The sequence below is a fragment of the Streptomyces sp. NPDC058001 genome (assembly GCF_042886315.1).
Classification (GTDB): domain Bacteria; phylum Actinomycetota; class Actinomycetes; order Streptomycetales; family Streptomycetaceae; genus Streptomyces.
Map to the genome: position 1 here is coordinate 217,863 of NZ_JBHVQT010000012.1, position 17,095 is coordinate 234,957.

Annotated in this window: 11 protein-coding genes; 8 read left to right on the forward strand and 3 right to left on the reverse strand. The window is 70.8% G+C overall.

Translation table 11 applies throughout. From position 1 onward, the window contains the following. The first annotated feature begins 139 nt into the window (after positions 1-139). The 3 genes from ACFVT5_RS29480 (at position 140) to ACFVT5_RS29490 (ending at position 5,852) form a co-directional block, all read left to right on the forward strand. A complete protein-coding gene (locus tag ACFVT5_RS29480; RefSeq protein ID WP_389894231.1) occupies positions 140-349 on the forward strand; it encodes a hypothetical protein in 210 nt (69 codons plus the stop codon). 375 nt (positions 350-724) lie between these two features. Further along, the gene (gene smc, locus ACFVT5_RS29485) at positions 725-4,288 is read left to right on the forward strand and encodes a chromosome segregation protein SMC (RefSeq protein WP_389894233.1); all 3,564 of its coding nucleotides are present in this window, start codon (positions 725-727) and stop codon (positions 4,286-4,288) included. 151 nt (positions 4,289-4,439) lie between these two features. Beyond that, positions 4,440-5,852, forward strand: coding sequence for a sugar porter family MFS transporter (locus ACFVT5_RS29490; protein WP_389894235.1), 1,413 nt, complete (start codon positions 4,440-4,442; stop codon positions 5,850-5,852). A 29-nt stretch (positions 5,853-5,881) separates the two neighbouring features. On the opposite strand, the gene ACFVT5_RS29495 is transcribed toward ACFVT5_RS29490, so the two are convergent. Both ACFVT5_RS29495 and ACFVT5_RS29500 read right to left on the reverse strand, forming a co-directional pair. Next, positions 5,882-6,862, reverse strand: coding sequence for an LLM class flavin-dependent oxidoreductase (locus ACFVT5_RS29495; RefSeq protein WP_389894237.1), 981 nt, complete (start codon positions 6,860-6,862; stop codon positions 5,882-5,884). 97 nt (positions 6,863-6,959) lie between these two features. Continuing rightward, positions 6,960-8,423 carry a purine-cytosine permease family protein gene (locus tag ACFVT5_RS29500; protein ID WP_389894239.1) on the reverse strand — a complete coding sequence of 488 codons (1,464 nt, stop codon included), beginning with the start codon at positions 8,421-8,423 and terminating at the stop codon, positions 6,960-6,962. 176 nt (positions 8,424-8,599) lie between these two features. On the opposite strand from ACFVT5_RS29500, the gene ftsY reads away from it, so the two are divergent. Further along, entirely contained in the window at positions 8,600-9,814 is a 1,215-nt protein-coding gene (gene ftsY, locus ACFVT5_RS29505) for a signal recognition particle-docking protein FtsY (protein WP_389894241.1), read from the forward strand. A gap of 109 nt (positions 9,815-9,923) precedes the next feature. Here ftsY and ACFVT5_RS29510 read toward each other — a convergent pair whose 3' ends face one another. Further along, complete coding sequence (locus ACFVT5_RS29510) at positions 9,924-10,577, reverse strand: bifunctional DNA primase/polymerase (RefSeq protein WP_389894243.1); 654 nt, start codon at positions 10,575-10,577, stop codon at positions 9,924-9,926. Positions 10,578-11,051: 474 nt separating this feature from the next. On the opposite strand from ACFVT5_RS29510, the gene ACFVT5_RS29515 reads away from it, so the two are divergent. From ACFVT5_RS29515 to ACFVT5_RS29530, 4 genes are all read left to right on the forward strand, one after another. Continuing rightward, on the forward strand, positions 11,052-12,524 hold the full coding sequence (locus ACFVT5_RS29515) for a hypothetical protein (protein WP_389894458.1): 1,473 nt from the start codon (positions 11,052-11,054) through the stop codon (positions 12,522-12,524). Positions 12,525-12,846: 322 nt separating this feature from the next. Beyond that, entirely contained in the window at positions 12,847-14,193 is a 1,347-nt protein-coding gene (locus tag ACFVT5_RS29520; protein WP_389894245.1) for an ammonium transporter, read from the forward strand. Continuing rightward, complete coding sequence (locus tag ACFVT5_RS29525) at positions 14,190-14,528, forward strand: P-II family nitrogen regulator (protein WP_007493361.1); 339 nt, start codon at positions 14,190-14,192, stop codon at positions 14,526-14,528. Before ACFVT5_RS29520 ends, ACFVT5_RS29525 begins: the two co-directional genes overlap by 4 nt. 34 nt (positions 14,529-14,562) lie before the next feature. Next, positions 14,563-17,049: a [protein-PII] uridylyltransferase gene (locus ACFVT5_RS29530; protein ID WP_389894247.1), complete on the forward strand. Its 2,487-nt coding sequence runs from the start codon at positions 14,563-14,565 to the stop codon at positions 17,047-17,049. The last annotated feature ends 46 nt before the right edge of the window (positions 17,050-17,095 follow it).

Consider the following 17,095-nt stretch of genomic DNA (forward strand, 5'->3'; position numbering starts at 1 on the left):
CTCTGGAAGCCCCGCGCACCTTAGCTGTTTGGCATGTAAGAACGGCAGTAAAAACTCAAGAGTGCCAAGCACCGCGGGTGCGATTCCCTCACGACCCACACCGCTTCGGTCGGTCACTCAGTGTGGAGGACCATCCATCATGGCAAAGGCGCTTCTCGGTTACGTCGGCGGTTCCGACCCGCGACTCCTCGCCGAGATGCGACGGCTCCAGCAGCGCGTCCAGGACCTCGAATCCGAGCTTGTACGGATCCAGGCCGAGAACGACGCGTTGGCGGCTGCCGCTTCTCACGACAGCGACTCGCTCCTCAAGAGCATCGACGTACCCCAGGCGGAGCCTGCGCTCACCTGACCACATCTCCTGAAACACCGCTAAGAGCTGGACCGTGGTCGGGCTGCCTTGTCAGCCGCTATGTTCCGAACTGCAAGGGACGCTTCGGCGTCCCTTCTGTCTTGCCGCTCTGTCCTGCCGCCCGCAGTGTCCTGCTCGCGTTGTCCTGCTCGCGTGGTGCCCGCCGCCCGCACTGTCCGCTGCTGCCGGGTCCTGTGTTGTCGGCCCTGTGTCGGCCTGCCCCCGCCCCCTTCCTTTAACGTCTGATGTGCCCTTCGCATTCATCGGTGAAACCGCAAGTTCACGCTGTGAGACACGCGGACTTCCGCGCGTGACGCGCAGCGCCACCCCGCCACAACGGTGGCGGGCGACAGGAGAGAGGTAGAGTCCGGCGGCGTGCACCTCAAGGCCATGACCCTGCGCGGTTTCAAATCCTTCGCGTCGGCCACGACGCTGCGATTCGAGCCGGGCATCACCTGCGTCGTCGGACCCAATGGCTCCGGCAAGTCCAATGTCGTGGACGCGCTGTCCTGGGTCATGGGCGAACAGGGCGCCAAATCACTGCGCGGCGGCAAGATGGAGGACGTCATCTTCGCCGGCACCACCGGGCGCCCCCCGCTCGGCCGCGCCGAGGTGTCCCTCACCATTGACAACTCCGACGGCGCGCTGCCCATCGAGTACGCCGAGGTCACCATCACGCGGATCATGTTCCGCAACGGCGGCAGCGAATACCAGATCAACGGTGACACCTGCCGACTCCTCGACATCCAGGAACTGCTCTCCGACTCCGGCATCGGCCGCGAGATGCATGTGATCGTCGGCCAGGGTCAGCTCGACTCCGTGCTGCACGCCGACCCGATGGGACGGCGCGCGTTCATCGAGGAGGCCGCCGGCGTCCTCAAGCACCGCAAGCGCAAGGAGAAGGCGCTGCGGAAGCTCGACGCGATGCAGGCCAACCTCGCGCGCGTGCAGGACCTCACCGACGAACTGCGCCGCCAGCTCAAACCGCTCGGCCGGCAGGCCGCCGTCGCCCGTCGCGCCGCTGTCATCCAGGCCGACCTGCGCGACGCCCGGCTGCGCCTGCTCGCCGACGACCTCGTACGGCTCCGCGACGCGCTGCGTACCGAGATCGCCGACGAGGCCGAACTGAAGCAGCGCAAGGAGACCGCCGAGGCGCAACTCAAGGCCGCGCTCGCCCGCGAGGCCACCCTTGAGGACGAGGTCCGCCGGCTCACCCCCCGGTTGCAGCGCGCCCAGCAGACCCTGTTCGAGCTGTCCCAACTCGCCGAACGGGTACGCGGCACGATCTCGCTGGCCGACGCGCGCGTGAAGAGCGCCACCTCCGCGCCGCCCGACGAACGGCGCGGACGCGACCCCGAGGACATGGAGCGCGAGGCCGCACGGATCCGCGAGCAGGAGGCCGAACTCGAAGCCGCCCTGGACGCCGCCCAGCGCGCCCTGGAGGACACCGTCGCCCACCGCGCCGAACTGGAGCGCGAGTTGACGGTCGAGGAACGCCGGCTCAAGGACGTGGCACGTGCCATCGCCGACCGCCGCGAGGGCCTGGCCCGGCTGCACGGCCAGGTCAACGCCGCCCGCAGCCGCGCCGCTTCCGCGCAGGCCGAGATCGACCGGCTGGCCGCCGCCCGGGACGGCGCGCAGGAACGTGCCGCCGCCGCGCAGGAGGAGTACGAACAACTCAAGGCCGAGGTCGACGGCCTCGACGCCGGTGACCAGGACCTCGCGGCCCGGCACGACACCGCACGGGAACAGCTCGCCGCCGCCGAGGCCGCGCTGAGCGCCGCCCGTGAGGCGGCGACCACCGTGGAACGCCGCCGCGCCGCCGTCGCCGCCCGGCACGAGACCCTCGCACTCGGCCTGCGCCGCAAGGACGGCACCGGCGCCCTGCTCGCCGCCCGGGACCGGCTGACCGGACTCCTCGGCCCCGCCGCCGAACTCCTGACCGTCACCCCCGGCCACGAGGTCGCCCTCGCTGCGGCCTTCGGCGCGGCGGCCGACGCCATCGCCGTGACCACCCCCGCGTCCGCCGCGGAAGCGATCCGCCTGCTGCGCAAACAGGACGGCGGCCGGGCCGCCCTCCTGCTCACCGGCGCCCCCGAACCCGCCGAAGAGCCCGCACCCCCGGCCGGGGACGCCCCCCGGGCCGCCGACCTCGTCCGTGGCCCGCAGGAACTGATGCCCGCCGTACGGCGGCTGCTGCGCGGAATCGTCGTCGTCAGCACACTCGAAGACGCCGAGGACCTCGTCTACGCCCACCCCGGACTGACCGCCGTCACCGCCGAGGGCGACCTGCTCGGCGCGCACTTCGCACACGGCGGGTCCGCCGGGGCGCCCAGCCTGCTGGAAGTACAGGCATCCGTCGACGAAGCCGCCGCTGAACTGGTCGAACTGGCCGAGCGGTGCCAGACGCTGGCCGACGAGCAGCGCCTCGCGGGAGAGCGGCGCGGGGAGTGCGCCGCACTCGTCGACGAGCTGGCCGAACGGCGCCGGGCCGCCGACCGCGAGAAGTCGTCCGTCGCCCAGCAACTCGGCCGGCTCGCCGGACAGGCCCGGGGCGCCGCGGGCGAGGCCGAGCGCGGTATCGCCGCGGCGGCGAAGGCCCAGGAAGCCCTGGACAAGGCCGTCGAGGACGCCGAGGAACTCGCCGAACGGCTCGCCGTCGCCGAGGAGTCCGCCGAGGACGCCGAGGAGGAACCCGACACCTCCGTACGGGACCGGCTCGCCGCCGACGGGGCCAACGCGCGGCAGACCGAGATGGAGGCCCGCCTCCAGGCCCGTACCCACGAGGAGCGGGTCAAGGGGCTCGCCGGGCGGGCCGACTCGCTGGACCGGGGGGCGCGCGCCGAACGCGAGGCACGCGCGCGTGCCGAGCAGCGCCGGGCCCGGCTGCGCCATGAGGCCGCCGTCGCCGGGGCCGTCGCGTCCGGCGCCCGCCAGCTCCTCGCCCATGTCGAGGTGTCCCTGGTCCGGGCCGAGGAGGAGCGTGCCGCCGCCGAGCGGGCCAAGGCCGAGCGCGAGAGCGAACTGACCGCCGCCCGGGGCACCGGACGCGACCTCAAGGCGGAACTCGACAAACTCACCGACTCGGTGCACCGCGGTGAGGTACTCGGCGCCGAGAAGCGGATGCGGATCGAGCAGTTGGAGACCAAGGCCCTGGAGGAACTGGGCGTGGAACCCGCGGGGCTCATCGCGGAGTACGGCCCCGACCAGCCCGTACCGCCCTCACCGCCCGCCGAGGGCGAGGAACTCCCCGAGGACCCGGAGCACCCCCGCAACCAGCCGGCCCGCTTCGTACGGGCCGAGCAGGAGAAGCGGCTCAAGTCAGCCGAACGGGCGTACCAGCAGCTGGGAAAGGTCAACCCGCTCGCCCTGGAGGAGTTCTCGGCACTGGAGGAACGTCACAAATTCCTCAGCGAGCAGCTCGAAGACCTCAAGAAGACCCGCACCGATCTGCTCCAGGTCGTCAAGGAGGTCGACGAGCGCGTCGAACAGGTCTTCACCGAGGCATACCGCGACACCGCCCGCGAGTTCGAAGGCGTGTTCTCACGGCTCTTCCCCGGCGGTGACGGGCGGCTCATCCTGACCGACCCGGACAACATGCTCACGACGGGCGTGGACGTCGAGGCCCGGCCGCCCGGCAAGAAGGTCAAGCGCCTGTCGCTGCTGTCCGGTGGCGAGCGGTCGCTGACGGCCGTGGCGCTCCTGGTGTCCATCTTCAAGGCACGGCCCAGCCCGTTCTATGTGATGGACGAGGTCGAGGCGGCGCTCGACGACACCAACCTTCAGCGGCTCATCCGCATCATGCAGGAGTTGCAGGAGGCGTCCCAACTCATCGTCATCACGCACCAGAAGCGGACGATGGAGGTCGCCGACGCGCTGTACGGCGTGTCCATGCAGGGCGACGGCGTGTCGAAGGTGATCAGCCAGCGACTGCGCTGAGCGGGTGACATGACCGGCCGTCGGGTGGCGCGGCCGGGTGAACTTCCGGCGGCGACGGGTGATCTTCCGGTGGTGGGTGGCGCCGACCTGTGCGCCACTGGAAGGGCTCGCCCCCACCCCGGCAGTGCTGCCGGTTGCCAGAGGAGTGCACGTGACCAGCACAGCGCAGCCGTCCGGCGCCGCGACGGCCCATCCCGAGCATCTGGGCCATGTCATCTTCATCGCGGCGGCAGCAGCCATGGGCGGCTTTCTGTTCGGCTACGACAGCTCCGTCATCAACGGCGCCGTGGAGGCCATCCGCAGCCGCTACAACATCGGCTCCGCGGCGCTCGCCCAGGTCATCGCCATCGCCCTGATCGGCTGCGCGATCGGCGCCGCGACGGCGGGCCGGATCGCCGACCGTATCGGCCGTATCCGCTGTATGCAGATCGCGGCCGTCCTGTTCACCATCAGCGCCGTCGGCTCCGCTCTGCCCTTCGCGCTCTACGACCTCGCCTTCTGGCGGATCATCGGCGGCTTCGCCATCGGCATGGCCTCCGTCATCGGCCCCGCCTATATCGCCGAGGTCTCACCGCCTGCCTACCGTGGCCGGCTCGGCTCCTTCCAGCAGGCCGCGATCGTCATCGGCATCGCCGTCTCACAGCTCGTCAACTACGCGATCCTCCAGGCGGCGGGCGGCAACCAGCGCGGCAAGATCATCGGCCTGGAAGCCTGGCAGGTCATGCTCGGTGTGATGGTGATCCCGGCCGTTATCTACGGGTTGCTGTCCCTCGTCATCCCGGAGTCGCCGCGGTATCTGATCTCGGCGGGCAAGTACGGCAAGGCCCGTGAGGTGCTCGCCGACGTCGAGGGAGACAAGATCGACCTGGACGCGCGGGTCGCCGAGATCGAGACGGCGATGCGGCGCGAGCACAAGTCGACGTTCAAGGACCTGCTCGGCGGCCGGTTCTGGTTCCTGCCGATCGTCTGGGTCGGTATCGGCCTCTCGGCCTTCCAGCAACTGGTCGGCATCAACGTCGCCTTCTACTACTCCTCGACGCTCTGGCAGTCGGTCGGCGTCGACCCGACGAAGTCGTTCTTCTACTCCTTCACCACGTCGATCATCAACATCATCGGCACCGTCGTCGCGATGATCTTCGTCGACCGGATCGGACGGAAACCGCTCGCGCTGATCGGCTCGACCGGCATGGTCATCGGACTCTCCCTGGAGGCATGGGCGTTCTCCTACCACCTGGTGGGCGGCAAACTCCCCAATGTGCAGGGCTGGGTGGCGCTGATCGCGGCCCACTGGTTCGTGTTCTTCTTCGCGATGTCCTGGGGCGTCGTCGTCTGGGTCTTCCTCGGCGAGATGTTCCCCAACCGGATCCGGGCCGCCGCGCTCGGCGTCGCCGCGTCGGCGCAGTGGATCGCCAACTGGGCGATCACCGCCAGCTTCCCGTCCCTGGCCGACTGGAACCTCTCGGCGACCTATGTCATCTACGCCTGTTTCGCGGCGCTCTCGATCCCCTTCGTGCTCAAGTTCGTGAAGGAGACCAAGGGCAAGCCGCTGGAGGAGATGGGCTGAGCCCGAGCCGGCCGCTCCGGTGGGCCCTGTCAGTCCTTCAGGCGCGGCACGACCTGCTCCGCGAAGAGCTGAAGACTGCGCCGCCCCTCGTCCAGCGGCATGCCCCCGCACAGCGGATGCAGCACCAGACTCACACCCTCGCGGGCGCCCAGCTCCACGCACGCGTCGGGCGTGAGCACCCGGTACACGCCCTCGGCCCGCAATTCGTCCACCGTCGTCGCCGCCGACCGCACCGCCGAGCGGATGTCCCGGGACTGCCAGGAGGCATACGTACGGGCCTCGTGCAGGAAGTGCGTGCCGTGTTCGGCCCAGACCCGGTCCGGGTCGTCGGCGATGTGCAGCAGCGGGGTCTCGGCCGCCGGCATCATCGTCCAGCCCTCGGTCCCGTACTCCGCGCGCAGCTCGTGGTAGTACGCCTCCAGGTCCGGCAGATGCGCGCTCGGGAAGAACGGCAGCCCGAGCCGGGCCGCCCGGCGCGCCGCCGCCCGGGACGAACCGCCCACCAGGAGCAGCGGATGCGGCTGCGTGAACGGACGCGGGGTGACCCGGACCGTGCGGCCCCGGAAGGTGAAGGGTTCCCCCGTCCAGGCCCGCAGCAGGGTGTCCAGGACCTCGTCCTGGATCCGGCCGCGCCGGGTCCACTCCACGCCGAAGGCCGCGTACTCGTCGGGCCGGTAACCGATGCCCGCGACCGTCACAAGACGGCCGCCGCTCAGCAGGTCCAGGACGGCGATGTCCTCGGCGAGGCGCAGCGGGTCGTGCAGCGGACCGATGATCGCCGAGACGGTCACCGCGATGTTCCGGGTGGCGCCGAACACCGCGCCCGCGAAGGTGAACGGCGACGGCAGCCAGTTGTTCGCGACGCCGTGGTGCTCCTCGGTCTGCACCGTGGAGATCCCCCGCTCGTCGGCGTACGCGGCCATCTCGACGGCGGCGCGGTAGCGGGCACCGAGCGACTGCGGGGTCGCGTCGGGATCGACCAGATTGAACCGTACGACCGTGACGGGCATGGCGGACGTCCCCCTCAGCCTGGATGGTGCCTGGATGCCGCTCGGATCACAGGGAGTGCACCGGGCGGTGCGCGGGGGGACCGTAACTGACGCAGCGTCAGATGGCCAGGGGTGCGGGCCTCGGGGAGCGGTTCCTCGGCAAGGCCGCGTACAGCCCCGCCGCGACCAGGATCGTCACCAGCCAGCCGAGACCGTCGCGGCCGACCCAGGAGTCGGCGAACGGGCCGCTGAACCACTCGACGTGCGTGAAGAGCAGCCCGACCACGAGCGCCACACCCCACGCCGTCATGGCCTGCCAGGCGAACCCGGCCCGGTACCAGTACGCACTGGTCCGCCCGGTGTCCATCAGCGCCTCGGCGTCATACGTCCGCCGGTGCAGCATGTCGACGCCGAAGACACCGATCCACGCCGAGAACGCCACCGCGAGCAGGGTCAGGAAGGAGATGAAGGAACCCAGGAAGCCGGTGGCGACGTTCATCAGCAGATAGCCGAGGACCAGACTGATCACGGCGTTGACGCTGACCGCCCACGCGCGCGGGACCCTGATCCCCAGGGTCTGCGCGGTGAAGCCCGCCGAGTACATCGACATCGAGTTGATCAGCAGCATGCCCACCAGGGCCATCACCAGATACGGCACCGCGAGCCAGGTCGGCAGCAGCGCGCCCAGGAAGGACACCGGATCGGACGCCGACGACAGACCCGGGGTGCCGACCGCCATCACGGCGCCCATCAGCACCAGCGGCAGGACCACGATGCCGGCGCCGCCCACCGAGTGCCCGACGAGTGCCCTGCCGGACGCGCTCGGCGGCAGATAGCGGGTGAAGTCCGGGGCCGACGGCACCCAGCTCAGACCACCCGCGGCAATGGTGCCGATACCCGCGACGACCATCGCGGTGGACCCGGCGGGCTTCGCGAACACCGCCGACCAGTCGGTCGCGGCCAGCAGATGGCCGAGCACCAGGACGCTGAAGGCGCCGAAGAGATACGTCGACCAGGTGCTGCACACCTGGAGGACCTTCCGCCCGAGTCCGCTGATGAGGAAGGTGCAGGCGACGAAACCGATCAGCGTGACCACCGTCAGCGCGGTGCTGCTCCGGATCCCGAAACAGATGTCGAACACGGTCAGCACGGCATAGGCGCCGGTGACCGCGTTGATCGTCTCCCAGCCCCAGCGCGCGACCCAGATCAGCGCGCCAGGGAAAAGGTTGCCGCGCTGCCCGAAGACCGCGCGCGAGAGGGTCATGCCGGGGGAGCCGCCGCGCTTGCCCGCGACCGAGATCAGCCCGACCAGTCCGTAGCTGAGGACCGGCGAGACCAGGGCGACGATCAGGACCTGCCAGAAGTTCAGCCCGTTGGTGACGACCAGACCCGCGCCCATGGTGAGCAACAGCACACTGATGTTCGCGGCGACCCAGGTGGGGAACAGCTCCCGCGTCCGACCGCGGCGCTCGGCGAGCGGAACGGGTTCGATGCCCCGCGTCTCGACGGCCGTACGTGGTGCGTCAGCGGTGGTTCCGGTGCTTTTGGGCGTGAGGGTGCCTTCGGGCGCGGGAGTGCTCATGGAACGGGGGGTTACCTCTCGCTCGGCTCGCCGCGGTGCGTGAGCCGGTGGGGGAGCGACCGGGCCATCGTACGTTGGTCCGAGAAGTACCTTCTGTCCCCTCTGTCCCCGGTCATTCCTCGGAGGATGGCACAGCGTCCGTGCCCTGGGGACCCATGACTGATACTGGATGCCCTATGGAAATCGTCATTCTCGCTGTAGTCATCGCCGTGGTCGTGATCGGCGCGCTCGGTGGGCTCCTCGTCGGCAGCCGCAGGAGGAAGCAGCTGCCGCCGCAGGCGCCCCCCAGCACGCCCGACCTCACCGCCCCGCCGGCCGAGCCGCATGTCGGTGAGGAGGCCGAGGCGCCGAGCGACGAGTCCCGTCGCACCATCGAAGAGGTGGACCTGCCGCGCCCCGGGCAGGAGCCGTCCGCCCCCGTCACGGTCGAGGAGCCCCTCCCGGCCGTCCCCGCGATCGAGATCCCGGAACCGGCCGCCGGCCGCCTGGTACGGCTGCGCGCCCGGCTGTCGCGCTCGCAGAACGCGCTCGGCAAGGGTCTGCTCACGCTGCTGTCGCGTGAGCACCTGGACGAGGACACCTGGGAGGAGATCGAGGACACCCTCCTCACCGCCGACGTCGGCGTCCAGCCCACCCAGGAACTGGTCGAGCGGCTGCGTGAGCGGGTGCGGGTACTCGGCACCCGTACGCCCGAGGAACTGCGCTCACTGCTGCGCGAGGAACTGCTGACGCTGCTCGTGCCGGACTTCGACCGGACCGTGAACACCGAGTCCGGCCTGGAAACGCCGGGCATCGTGATGGTCGTCGGGGTCAACGGCACCGGCAAGACCACCACGACCGGCAAGCTCGCGCGCGTACTCGTCGCCGACGGCAAGAACGTCCTCCTCGGTGCCGCCGACACCTTCCGGGCCGCCGCCGCCGACCAGCTCCAGACCTGGGGCGAGCGGGTGGGCGCCCGTACGGTGCGCGGGCCCGAGGGCGGGGACCCCGCGTCCATCGCCTTCGACGCCGTCAAGGAGGGCATCGCGGAGGGCGCCGACGTCGTCCTCATCGACACGGCGGGACGGCTGCACACCAAGACCGGTCTCATGGACGAGCTGGGCAAGGTCAAGCGGGTCGTCGAGAAGCACGCGCCGCTGGACGAGATCCTGCTCGTGCTCGACGCCACCACCGGGCAGAACGGGCTCGTACAGGCCCGGGTGTTCGCCGAGGTGGTCGACATCACCGGCATCGTGCTCACCAAGCTCGACGGCACGGCCAAGGGCGGCATCGTCATCGCGGTCCAGCGGGAGCTGGGCGTGCCGGTGAAGCTGATCGGGCTGGGTGAGGGGGCGGACGACCTCGCGCCGTTCGAGCCCGGCGCCTTTGTCGACGCGTTGATCGGCGACTGATCGTTTCGCTGTACGACGGCTGACGGTTTCGCTGTACGACGCCTGATTGTCCGGCGAGAAGAAGGCACCCTCGGGGTAGGGGGAACGTATCCCCTGTCGCCCCGGGGGCCTACGCCCGTGAACGGTGCGTCACATAGGCCAGGGTGCCGAGGAGCAGGCGGGCCTGGGGTGGGTTCGTCGCCGAGTCCAGGGCCGGGGGGCGCAGCCAGCGGGACGGGCCCAGGTCCGCGCGGTCCGACGGGGGCGCCGTGACATGGTCGCCGTGGCCCAGGCCGTGCAGGTCGAGTGCGGCGTCGTCCCAGCCCATGCGGTAGAGCAGCTCCGGCAGTTCGGCGGCGGCGCCCGGTGACACGAAGTACTGCGCGCGGCCTTCCGGTGTCGCCACTACCGGACCCAGCGGCAGTCCCATCCGCTCCATCCGTACCAGTGCTCGCCGCCCGGCCGCCTCGGAGACCTCCAGGACGTCGAAGGCGCCGCCCACTGGCAGCAGTACCGAGGCGCCGGGGAACTCGCCCCAGATCTCGGCGACTTCGTCCAGGGTTGCGCCGGCCGGGATCACCGGCGCGAAGTCGAGGGGGTGCGCGCCCGGTGCGGGGCAGTCGGCCTTGCCGCAGGAGCAGACGCCTGCCGCGGCCCGCGCGCCGGGCACCACGTCCCAGCCCCACAGCCCGGTGAACTCGGCCACCGTGGTGCACTCTGCCGTGCGTCCGCGCCGACGCGAACCCGACCGGATGTCGCGGATGCCGCCGATCGTGAAACCCATGCCCCCTCCAACAGGTCCAGCGCGCCGGTGGTTACGAGCGTTCGGTCACGATGTGGAAGCGCCGTGTGACCGTCCGTTCACGTCATGCCCGGTTGCCGTACGGTCCGTGACGGCGCCCGGAAGCGTTCGGGGTGGTGCGCCCGGTGTCGCGCGCCCCTGGATGCACCGCTACGCCAGTCCCGTCCGTCCACTGTCAAGTGAATCGTGTGTGACGAGCCCTGGGTTCATTCGAAGGGGTGGCGAATGGTGGCGTTTCCGTGGTCGCCCTCGCCGGAGGGGTGATCGTAGGATTACTTTCGGTACACAAGCCCTGGAGTGTGTGCGCTCGTGGGTATGCCGGGGGCATGTCGGTTTCCTGTTCGACGGGTGACAACTGCCGGACGGGCGGCCGTGACACACGGCATTCTGTTAAGGCTTGACGTGACCGTGTGCGGGCGACCGCGCACAAGTGGCATGACGGATGGGGGCGTTCCGGTGGGCGGCAACGGCGAAAGCGGTACGAACGCTGAGAAGCGCCCCAATGAGCTGTTGGGCTCCTGGTTCGTGCGCAGCGGCTGGTCCAAGGGTGAGCTGGCCCGTCAGGTGAACCGCAGAGCACGGCAGTTGGGCGCCAACCACATCTCCACCGACACCTCACGGGTGCGCCGCTGGCTCGACGGCGAGAACCCCCGCGAACCGATCCCGCGGATCCTCTCGGAGCTGTTCTCGGAGCGGTTCGGCTGTGTCGTCGCCGTGGAGGACCTCGGCCTGCGCGCCGCCCATCAGTCGCCGTCCGTGTCCGGCGTCGACCTGCCCTGGACCGGTCCGCAGACCGTCGCGCTCATCAGCGAGTTCTCGCGCAGCGACCTGATGCTGGCCCGGCGCGGCTTCCTCGGCACCTCGCTGGCGCTCGCCGCGGGACCGACCCTCGTCGAACCCATGCAGCGCTGGCTGGTGCCCACCCCCGCCGCCCCGCGCGAGGAGCCCGAGCCTGCCGCGCTGCGCCGCGGCCACAAGCTCTCCAAGCCGGAGCTGGACCTCCTGGAGTCCACCACCGTCATGTTCCGGCAGTGGGACGCCCAGTGCGGTGGCGGCCTGCGCCGCAAGGCCGTCGTCGGACAGCTCCACGAGGTGACCGACCTCCTCCAGGAACCCCAGCCCGAGGCCACCACCAAGCGCCTCTTCAAGGTCGCCGCCGAACTCGCCGAACTGGCCGGCTGGATGAGCTATGACGTGGGCCTCCAACCCACCGCCCAGAAGTACTTCGTGCTCGCCCTGCACGCCGCCAAGGAAGCCGGTGACAAGCCCCTCGGCTCGTACATCCTGTCCAGCATGAGCCGGCAGATGATCCACCTCGGACGCCCCGACGACGCCCTGGAACTCATCCACCTCGCGCAGTACGGCAGCCGCGACTGCGCGGGCCCCCGTACCCAGGCCATGCTGTATGCGATGGAAGCGCGCGCCTACGCCAACATGGGCCAGCCCGGCAAGTGCAAGCGGGCCGTGCGGATGGCCGACGAGAACTTCCACGACGCGCTGGACTTCGACGAGCCGGAGCCCGACTGGATCCGCTTCTTCTCCGAGGCGGAACTCAACGGCGAGAACGCCCACTCGTACCGCGACCTCGCGTATGTCGCGGGCCGCAGCCCCACCTACGCCTCACTCGCCGAGCCCGTGATGGCCAAAGCGGTGACCCTTTTCAGCGACGACTCGGAGCACCAGCGGTCGTACGCACTCAACCTCATCGGCATGGCGACCGTGCACCTGCTCCAGCGCGCCCCCGAGCAGAGCGCCGCGCTCGCCGTAGAAGCGCTCACCGTCGCCAAGAAGGTCCGTTCCGAACGCGTCAACACCCGTATCCGCAAGACCGTCGACACGGCCGTGCGGGACTTCGGCGATGTCGCCGACGTCATCCAGCTCACCGAGCGTCTGGCGGTGCAGCTGCCCGAGACCGCGGAAGCGGTCTGACCCCGACGCCGGCCGCGGTGGCCCTCCCGGAACAGCCCGACCAGGCACCCCCACGTCAGGTCCCCCGGAGGTCCGCCGCGGCCGGTTCGCGTACCGCCGCGGGCCGCCCCCGGAAGGTTGCGCCACGATAACGATCCCTCGCCCCCGGATCCGGCAGTTCATGTACGCGTAACACCCGCGACCTCTTCGTCACTGCGGTGAAACATCGAGCGGCATCCACCGAAACGGCGCTGCGACAACCTCTGGCGCATAACCGGCCCGCCCCTCACACCACCGCTCAGGCTTCGCCCGCACGGGGCCGTACCAACACGAGGAGACGCCGATGCCCCCAGGCATCACGCTTGCCGCAGACGCCCCGACGCTGTCTGCCGCCAACACCGGGTTCATGCTCATCTGCTCCGCCCTGGTCATGCTGATGACCCCGGGCCTCGCCTTCTTCTACGGAGGCATGGTCCGCGTCAAGAGCACCCTGAACATGCTGATGATGAGCTTCATCAGCCTGGGGATCGTCACCATTCTGTGGGTGCTCTACGGCTTCTCCATGGCCTTCGGCACCGACCACGGCAGCATCGTCGGCTGGTCGTCGGACTACGTAGGACTCAGCGGAATCGGCCTCACCCAGCTCTGGGACGGGTACACGATCCCGATCTATGTCTTCGCCGTCTTCCAACTGATGTTCGCCATCATCACGCCCGCCCTGATCAGCGGCGCCCTCGCCGACCGCGTCAAGTTCGGCGCCTGGGGGCTGTTCGTCGCGCTGTGGGCCACGATCGTCTACTTCCCCATCGCGCACTGGGTGTGGGGCACCGGCGGCTGGGCCTTCGACCTCGGCGTCATCGACTTCGCCGGCGGTACCGCCGTGCACATCAACGCCGGTGCCGCGGCGCTCGGCGTGATCCTCGTCATCGGCAAGCGCGTCGGCTTCAAGCGGGACCCGATGCGCCCGCACTCGCTGCCCCTGGTGATGCTCGGCGCCGGCCTGCTGTGGTTCGGCTGGTTCGGATTCAACGCCGGCTCCTGGCTCGGCAACGACGACGGCGTCGGCGCGCTGATGTTCATCAACACGCAGGTCGCCACCGCCGCCGCCATGCTCGCCTGGCTCATCTACGAGAAGATCCGCCACGGCGCCTTCACCACCCTCGGCGCCGCGTCCGGCGCGGTCGCGGGCCTGGTCGCCGTCACCCCCTCCGGCGGCGCGATCTCCCCGCTCGGCGCCATCGCGGTCGGCGCCATCGCCGGTCTGCTGTGCGCCATGGCCGTCGGCCTGAAGTACAAGTTCGGCTACGACGACTCCCTCGACGTCGTCGGCGTCCACCTGGTCGGCGGTATCGCCGGCTCCGTACTCATCGGCTTCTTCGCCACCGGCGGCGGCCAGTCCGACGTCGCGGGCCTCTTCTACGGCGGCGGCCTCAGCCAGCTGTGGAAGCAGCTCGCCGGTGTCGGCGGCGTCCTCGCCTACTCCCTCATCGCCTCCGCGGTCCTCGCCTTCCTCATCGACAAGACGATCGGGATGCGGGTCAGCGAGGACGACGAGGTCGCGGGCATCGACCAGGTCGAGCACGCGGAGACGGCGTACGACTTCAGCGGCGCCGGCGGGGGCACCTCGTCCCGCTCGGCCGCAGCCGCCCCGGTCCAGGAGGCTTCGCAGAACAAGAAGGTGGACGCATGAAGCTCATCACCGCCGTCGTCAAGCCGCACCGGCTCGACGAGATCAAGGAAGCCCTCCAGGCGTTCGGGGTGCACGGCCTCACCGTGACCGAGGCCAGCGGCTACGGTCGGCAGCGCGGACACACCGAGGTCTACCGTGGCGCGGAATACACCGTCGACCTGGTACCCAAGATCCGGATCGAGGTCCTGGTCGAGGACGACGACGCCGAACAGCTCATCGATGTCGTCGTGAAGGCCGCCAGGACCGGCAAGATCGGAGACGGCAAGGTCTGGTCCCTGCCCGTCGAGACGGCGGTCCGAGTCAGGACCGGCGAGCGCGGCCCGGACGCCCTGTGACCAGGCCGGCCGGATAACAGAACGGAGTCGCCGGGTGACGAGCGTGGGCGTACGCAAGGAAGAGTCCGAGGAACCCCAGGAACCGAAACCCAGCGGCTACGCGGCGGCCCGGCTGCGCCTCCTCCAAGGGGAGACGCAGCCAGGGCCGCCGCGCCGTACCGCACTGTCCGGGCTCACCGACGCCTGGCTGAGCGGACTGTTCGGCACCGCCGCCGCGGACCTGCGCGGCGTCGCCCTCGTCGCCGTCGGCGGCTACGGCCGCGGGGAACTCTCCCCGCGCAGCGACCTCGACCTGCTCCTGCTGCACGACGAAAGCGTCACCAAGAGCGACGCCAAGGCCGTCGCCGTACTCGCCGACCAGATCTGGTACCCGATCTGGGACCTCGGCCTCGCACTCGACCACTCGGTCCGCACCCCCGCCGAGGCCCGTAAGACAGCCGCCGACGACCTCAAGGTGCACCTCGGCCTCCTCGACGCCCGCCATCTCGCCGGCGACCTCGGACTCACCGCGGGCCTGCGCACCGCCGTACTCGCCGACTGGCGCAACCAGGCACCCAAACGCTTGCCCGAACTCCAGGAACTCTGCGCCGAGCGTGCCGAACGCCAGGGCGAGTTGCAGTACCTCCTCGAACCCGACCTCAAGGAGGCCCGCGGCGGCCTGCGGGACGCCACCGCGCTCTCCGCCGTCGCCGCGTCCTGGCTCGCCGACGCCCCACGCGACGGCCTCGCCGACGCCCGCCGCCGCCTCCTCGACGTACGCGACGCCCTGCATCTCACCACCGGCCGCGCCACCGACCGCCTCGCCCTCCAGGAACAGGACCAGGTCGCCGCCGAACTCGGCCTCCTCGACGCCGACACCCTGCTCCGCCAGGTGTACGAGGCCGCCCGCACCATCGCGTACGCCTCCGACGTGACCTGGCGCGAGGTCGGCCGCGTGCTGCGCTCCCGTGCCGTACGCCCCCGGCTGCGCGCCATGCTCGGCGGCGGCAAGCCCGCGCAGGAACGCTCACCGCTCGCCGAAGGCGTCGTGGTACAGGACGGCGAGGTCGGCCTCGCCCGCACCGCCCGGCCCGAACGCGACCCCGTGCTGCCGCTGCGCGCCGCCGCCGCCGCTGCCCAGGCCGGGCTGCCGCTCTCGCTGCACGCCGTGCGCCGGATGGCGTCCGCCGCACGGGCGCTGCCGACACCCTGGCCCGCCGAGGCCCGCGAACAGCTCGTCACGCTGCTCGGCGCCGGACGCCCCACCGTCGACGTATGGGAGGCACTGGAGGCCGAGGGCATGATCACCCGGCTCCTTCCCGACTGGGAGCGGGTGCGCTGCCGGCCCCAGCGCAATGCCGTGCACACCTGGACCGTCGACCGGCACCTGGTCGAGACGGCCGTCCGCGCCTCGGCGTTCACCCGCCGCGTGCACCGGCCCGACCTGCTGCTCGTCGCCGCGCTCCTGCACGACATCGGCAAGGGCTGGCCCGGCGACCACTCCGTCGCCGGCGAGATCATCGCACGCGACGTGGCCGCCCGGATCGGCTTCGACCGCGCCGACATCGCCGTACTCGCCACCCTCGTACGCCACCATCTGCTGCTGATCGAGACGGCGACCCGGCGCGATCTGGAGGACCCCGCGACGGTGAAGTCCGTCGCCGAGGCCGTCGGGTCCCCGGGCACCCTGGAACTGCTGCACGCGCTCACCGAGGCCGACGCGCTCGCCACCGGGCCCGCCGCCTGGTCCTCGTGGCGCGGCTCCCTCGTCACCGACCTGGTACGCCGGGTCGCCGCCCTCTTCAGCGGCGACGAGCCCACCGAACCCGAGCCCGGGGCGCCCACGGCCGAGCAGGAACGGCTCGCCGTCGAGGCGTTCCGCACCGGCGGTCCGGTCCTCGCCCTGCGCGCCCAGACCGAGCCCTTCGGTGACGCCGCCGAGGCCACCGAGGCCACCGCAGGGGATCCCGAACCGCTCGGTGTCGAGCTGATCATCGCCGTCCCCGACCAGGCCGGGGTGCTGCCCGCCGCCGCCGGGGTCCTCGCGATGCACCGGCTCGCGGTACGGACCGCGGAGCTGCGGGCGCTCGATCTGCCCGACGGCATGGACGGGTCCGTCCTGCTACTGAACTGGCGGGTCGCCGCCGAGTACGGGTCGCTGCCGCAGGCAGCTCGGCTGCGGGCCGATCTGGTACGGGCCCTGGACGGGTCGCTGGACATCCGCGCGCGGCTCGCGGAGCGCGATGCGGCGTATCCGCGGCGGCGCGGGACGGTGGCGCCTCCCGCCCGGGTGACCGTGGCGTCCGCGGCGTCCCGGCACGCGACGGTGATCGAGGTGCGGGCTCAGGACGCACCGGGACTTCTGCATCGGATCGGGCGGGCGCTGGAGGAGGCCGGGGTGCGGGTTCGGAGTGCGCATGTCAGTACGCTCGGGGCCAATGCCGTGGATGCCTTTTATGTGACCGGAGAGGACGGGGCGCCGTTGCCCGGCGGGCGGGCTTCCGAGGTGGCTCGGGAGCTTGAGACGGGGCTGCGGAAGTAGTCCTGGGCCCCCGGCGCCTGCCCACAACGGTGGGCCTGTATCGGTC

Coding starts and splice junctions, on each gene's coding strand:
- ACFVT5_RS29500 (WP_389894239.1), bottom strand. CDS start 8,423: ATGAGCACTCCCGCGCCCGAAGGCACCCTCACGCCCAAAAGCACCGGA.
- ACFVT5_RS29525 (WP_007493361.1), top strand. CDS start 14,190: ATGAAGCTCATCACCGCCGTCGTCAAGCCGCACCGGCTCGACGAGATC.
- ACFVT5_RS29480 (WP_389894231.1), top strand. CDS start 140: ATGGCAAAGGCGCTTCTCGGTTACGTCGGCGGTTCCGACCCGCGACTC.
- ACFVT5_RS29510 (WP_389894243.1), bottom strand. CDS start 10,577: ATGGGTTTCACGATCGGCGGCATCCGCGACATCCGGTCGGGTTCGCGT.
- ACFVT5_RS29495 (WP_389894237.1), bottom strand. CDS start 6,862: ATGCCCGTCACGGTCGTACGGTTCAATCTGGTCGATCCCGACGCGACC.
- ACFVT5_RS29520 (WP_389894245.1), top strand. CDS start 12,847: ATGCCCCCAGGCATCACGCTTGCCGCAGACGCCCCGACGCTGTCTGCC.
- ftsY (WP_389894241.1), top strand. CDS start 8,600: ATGGAAATCGTCATTCTCGCTGTAGTCATCGCCGTGGTCGTGATCGGC.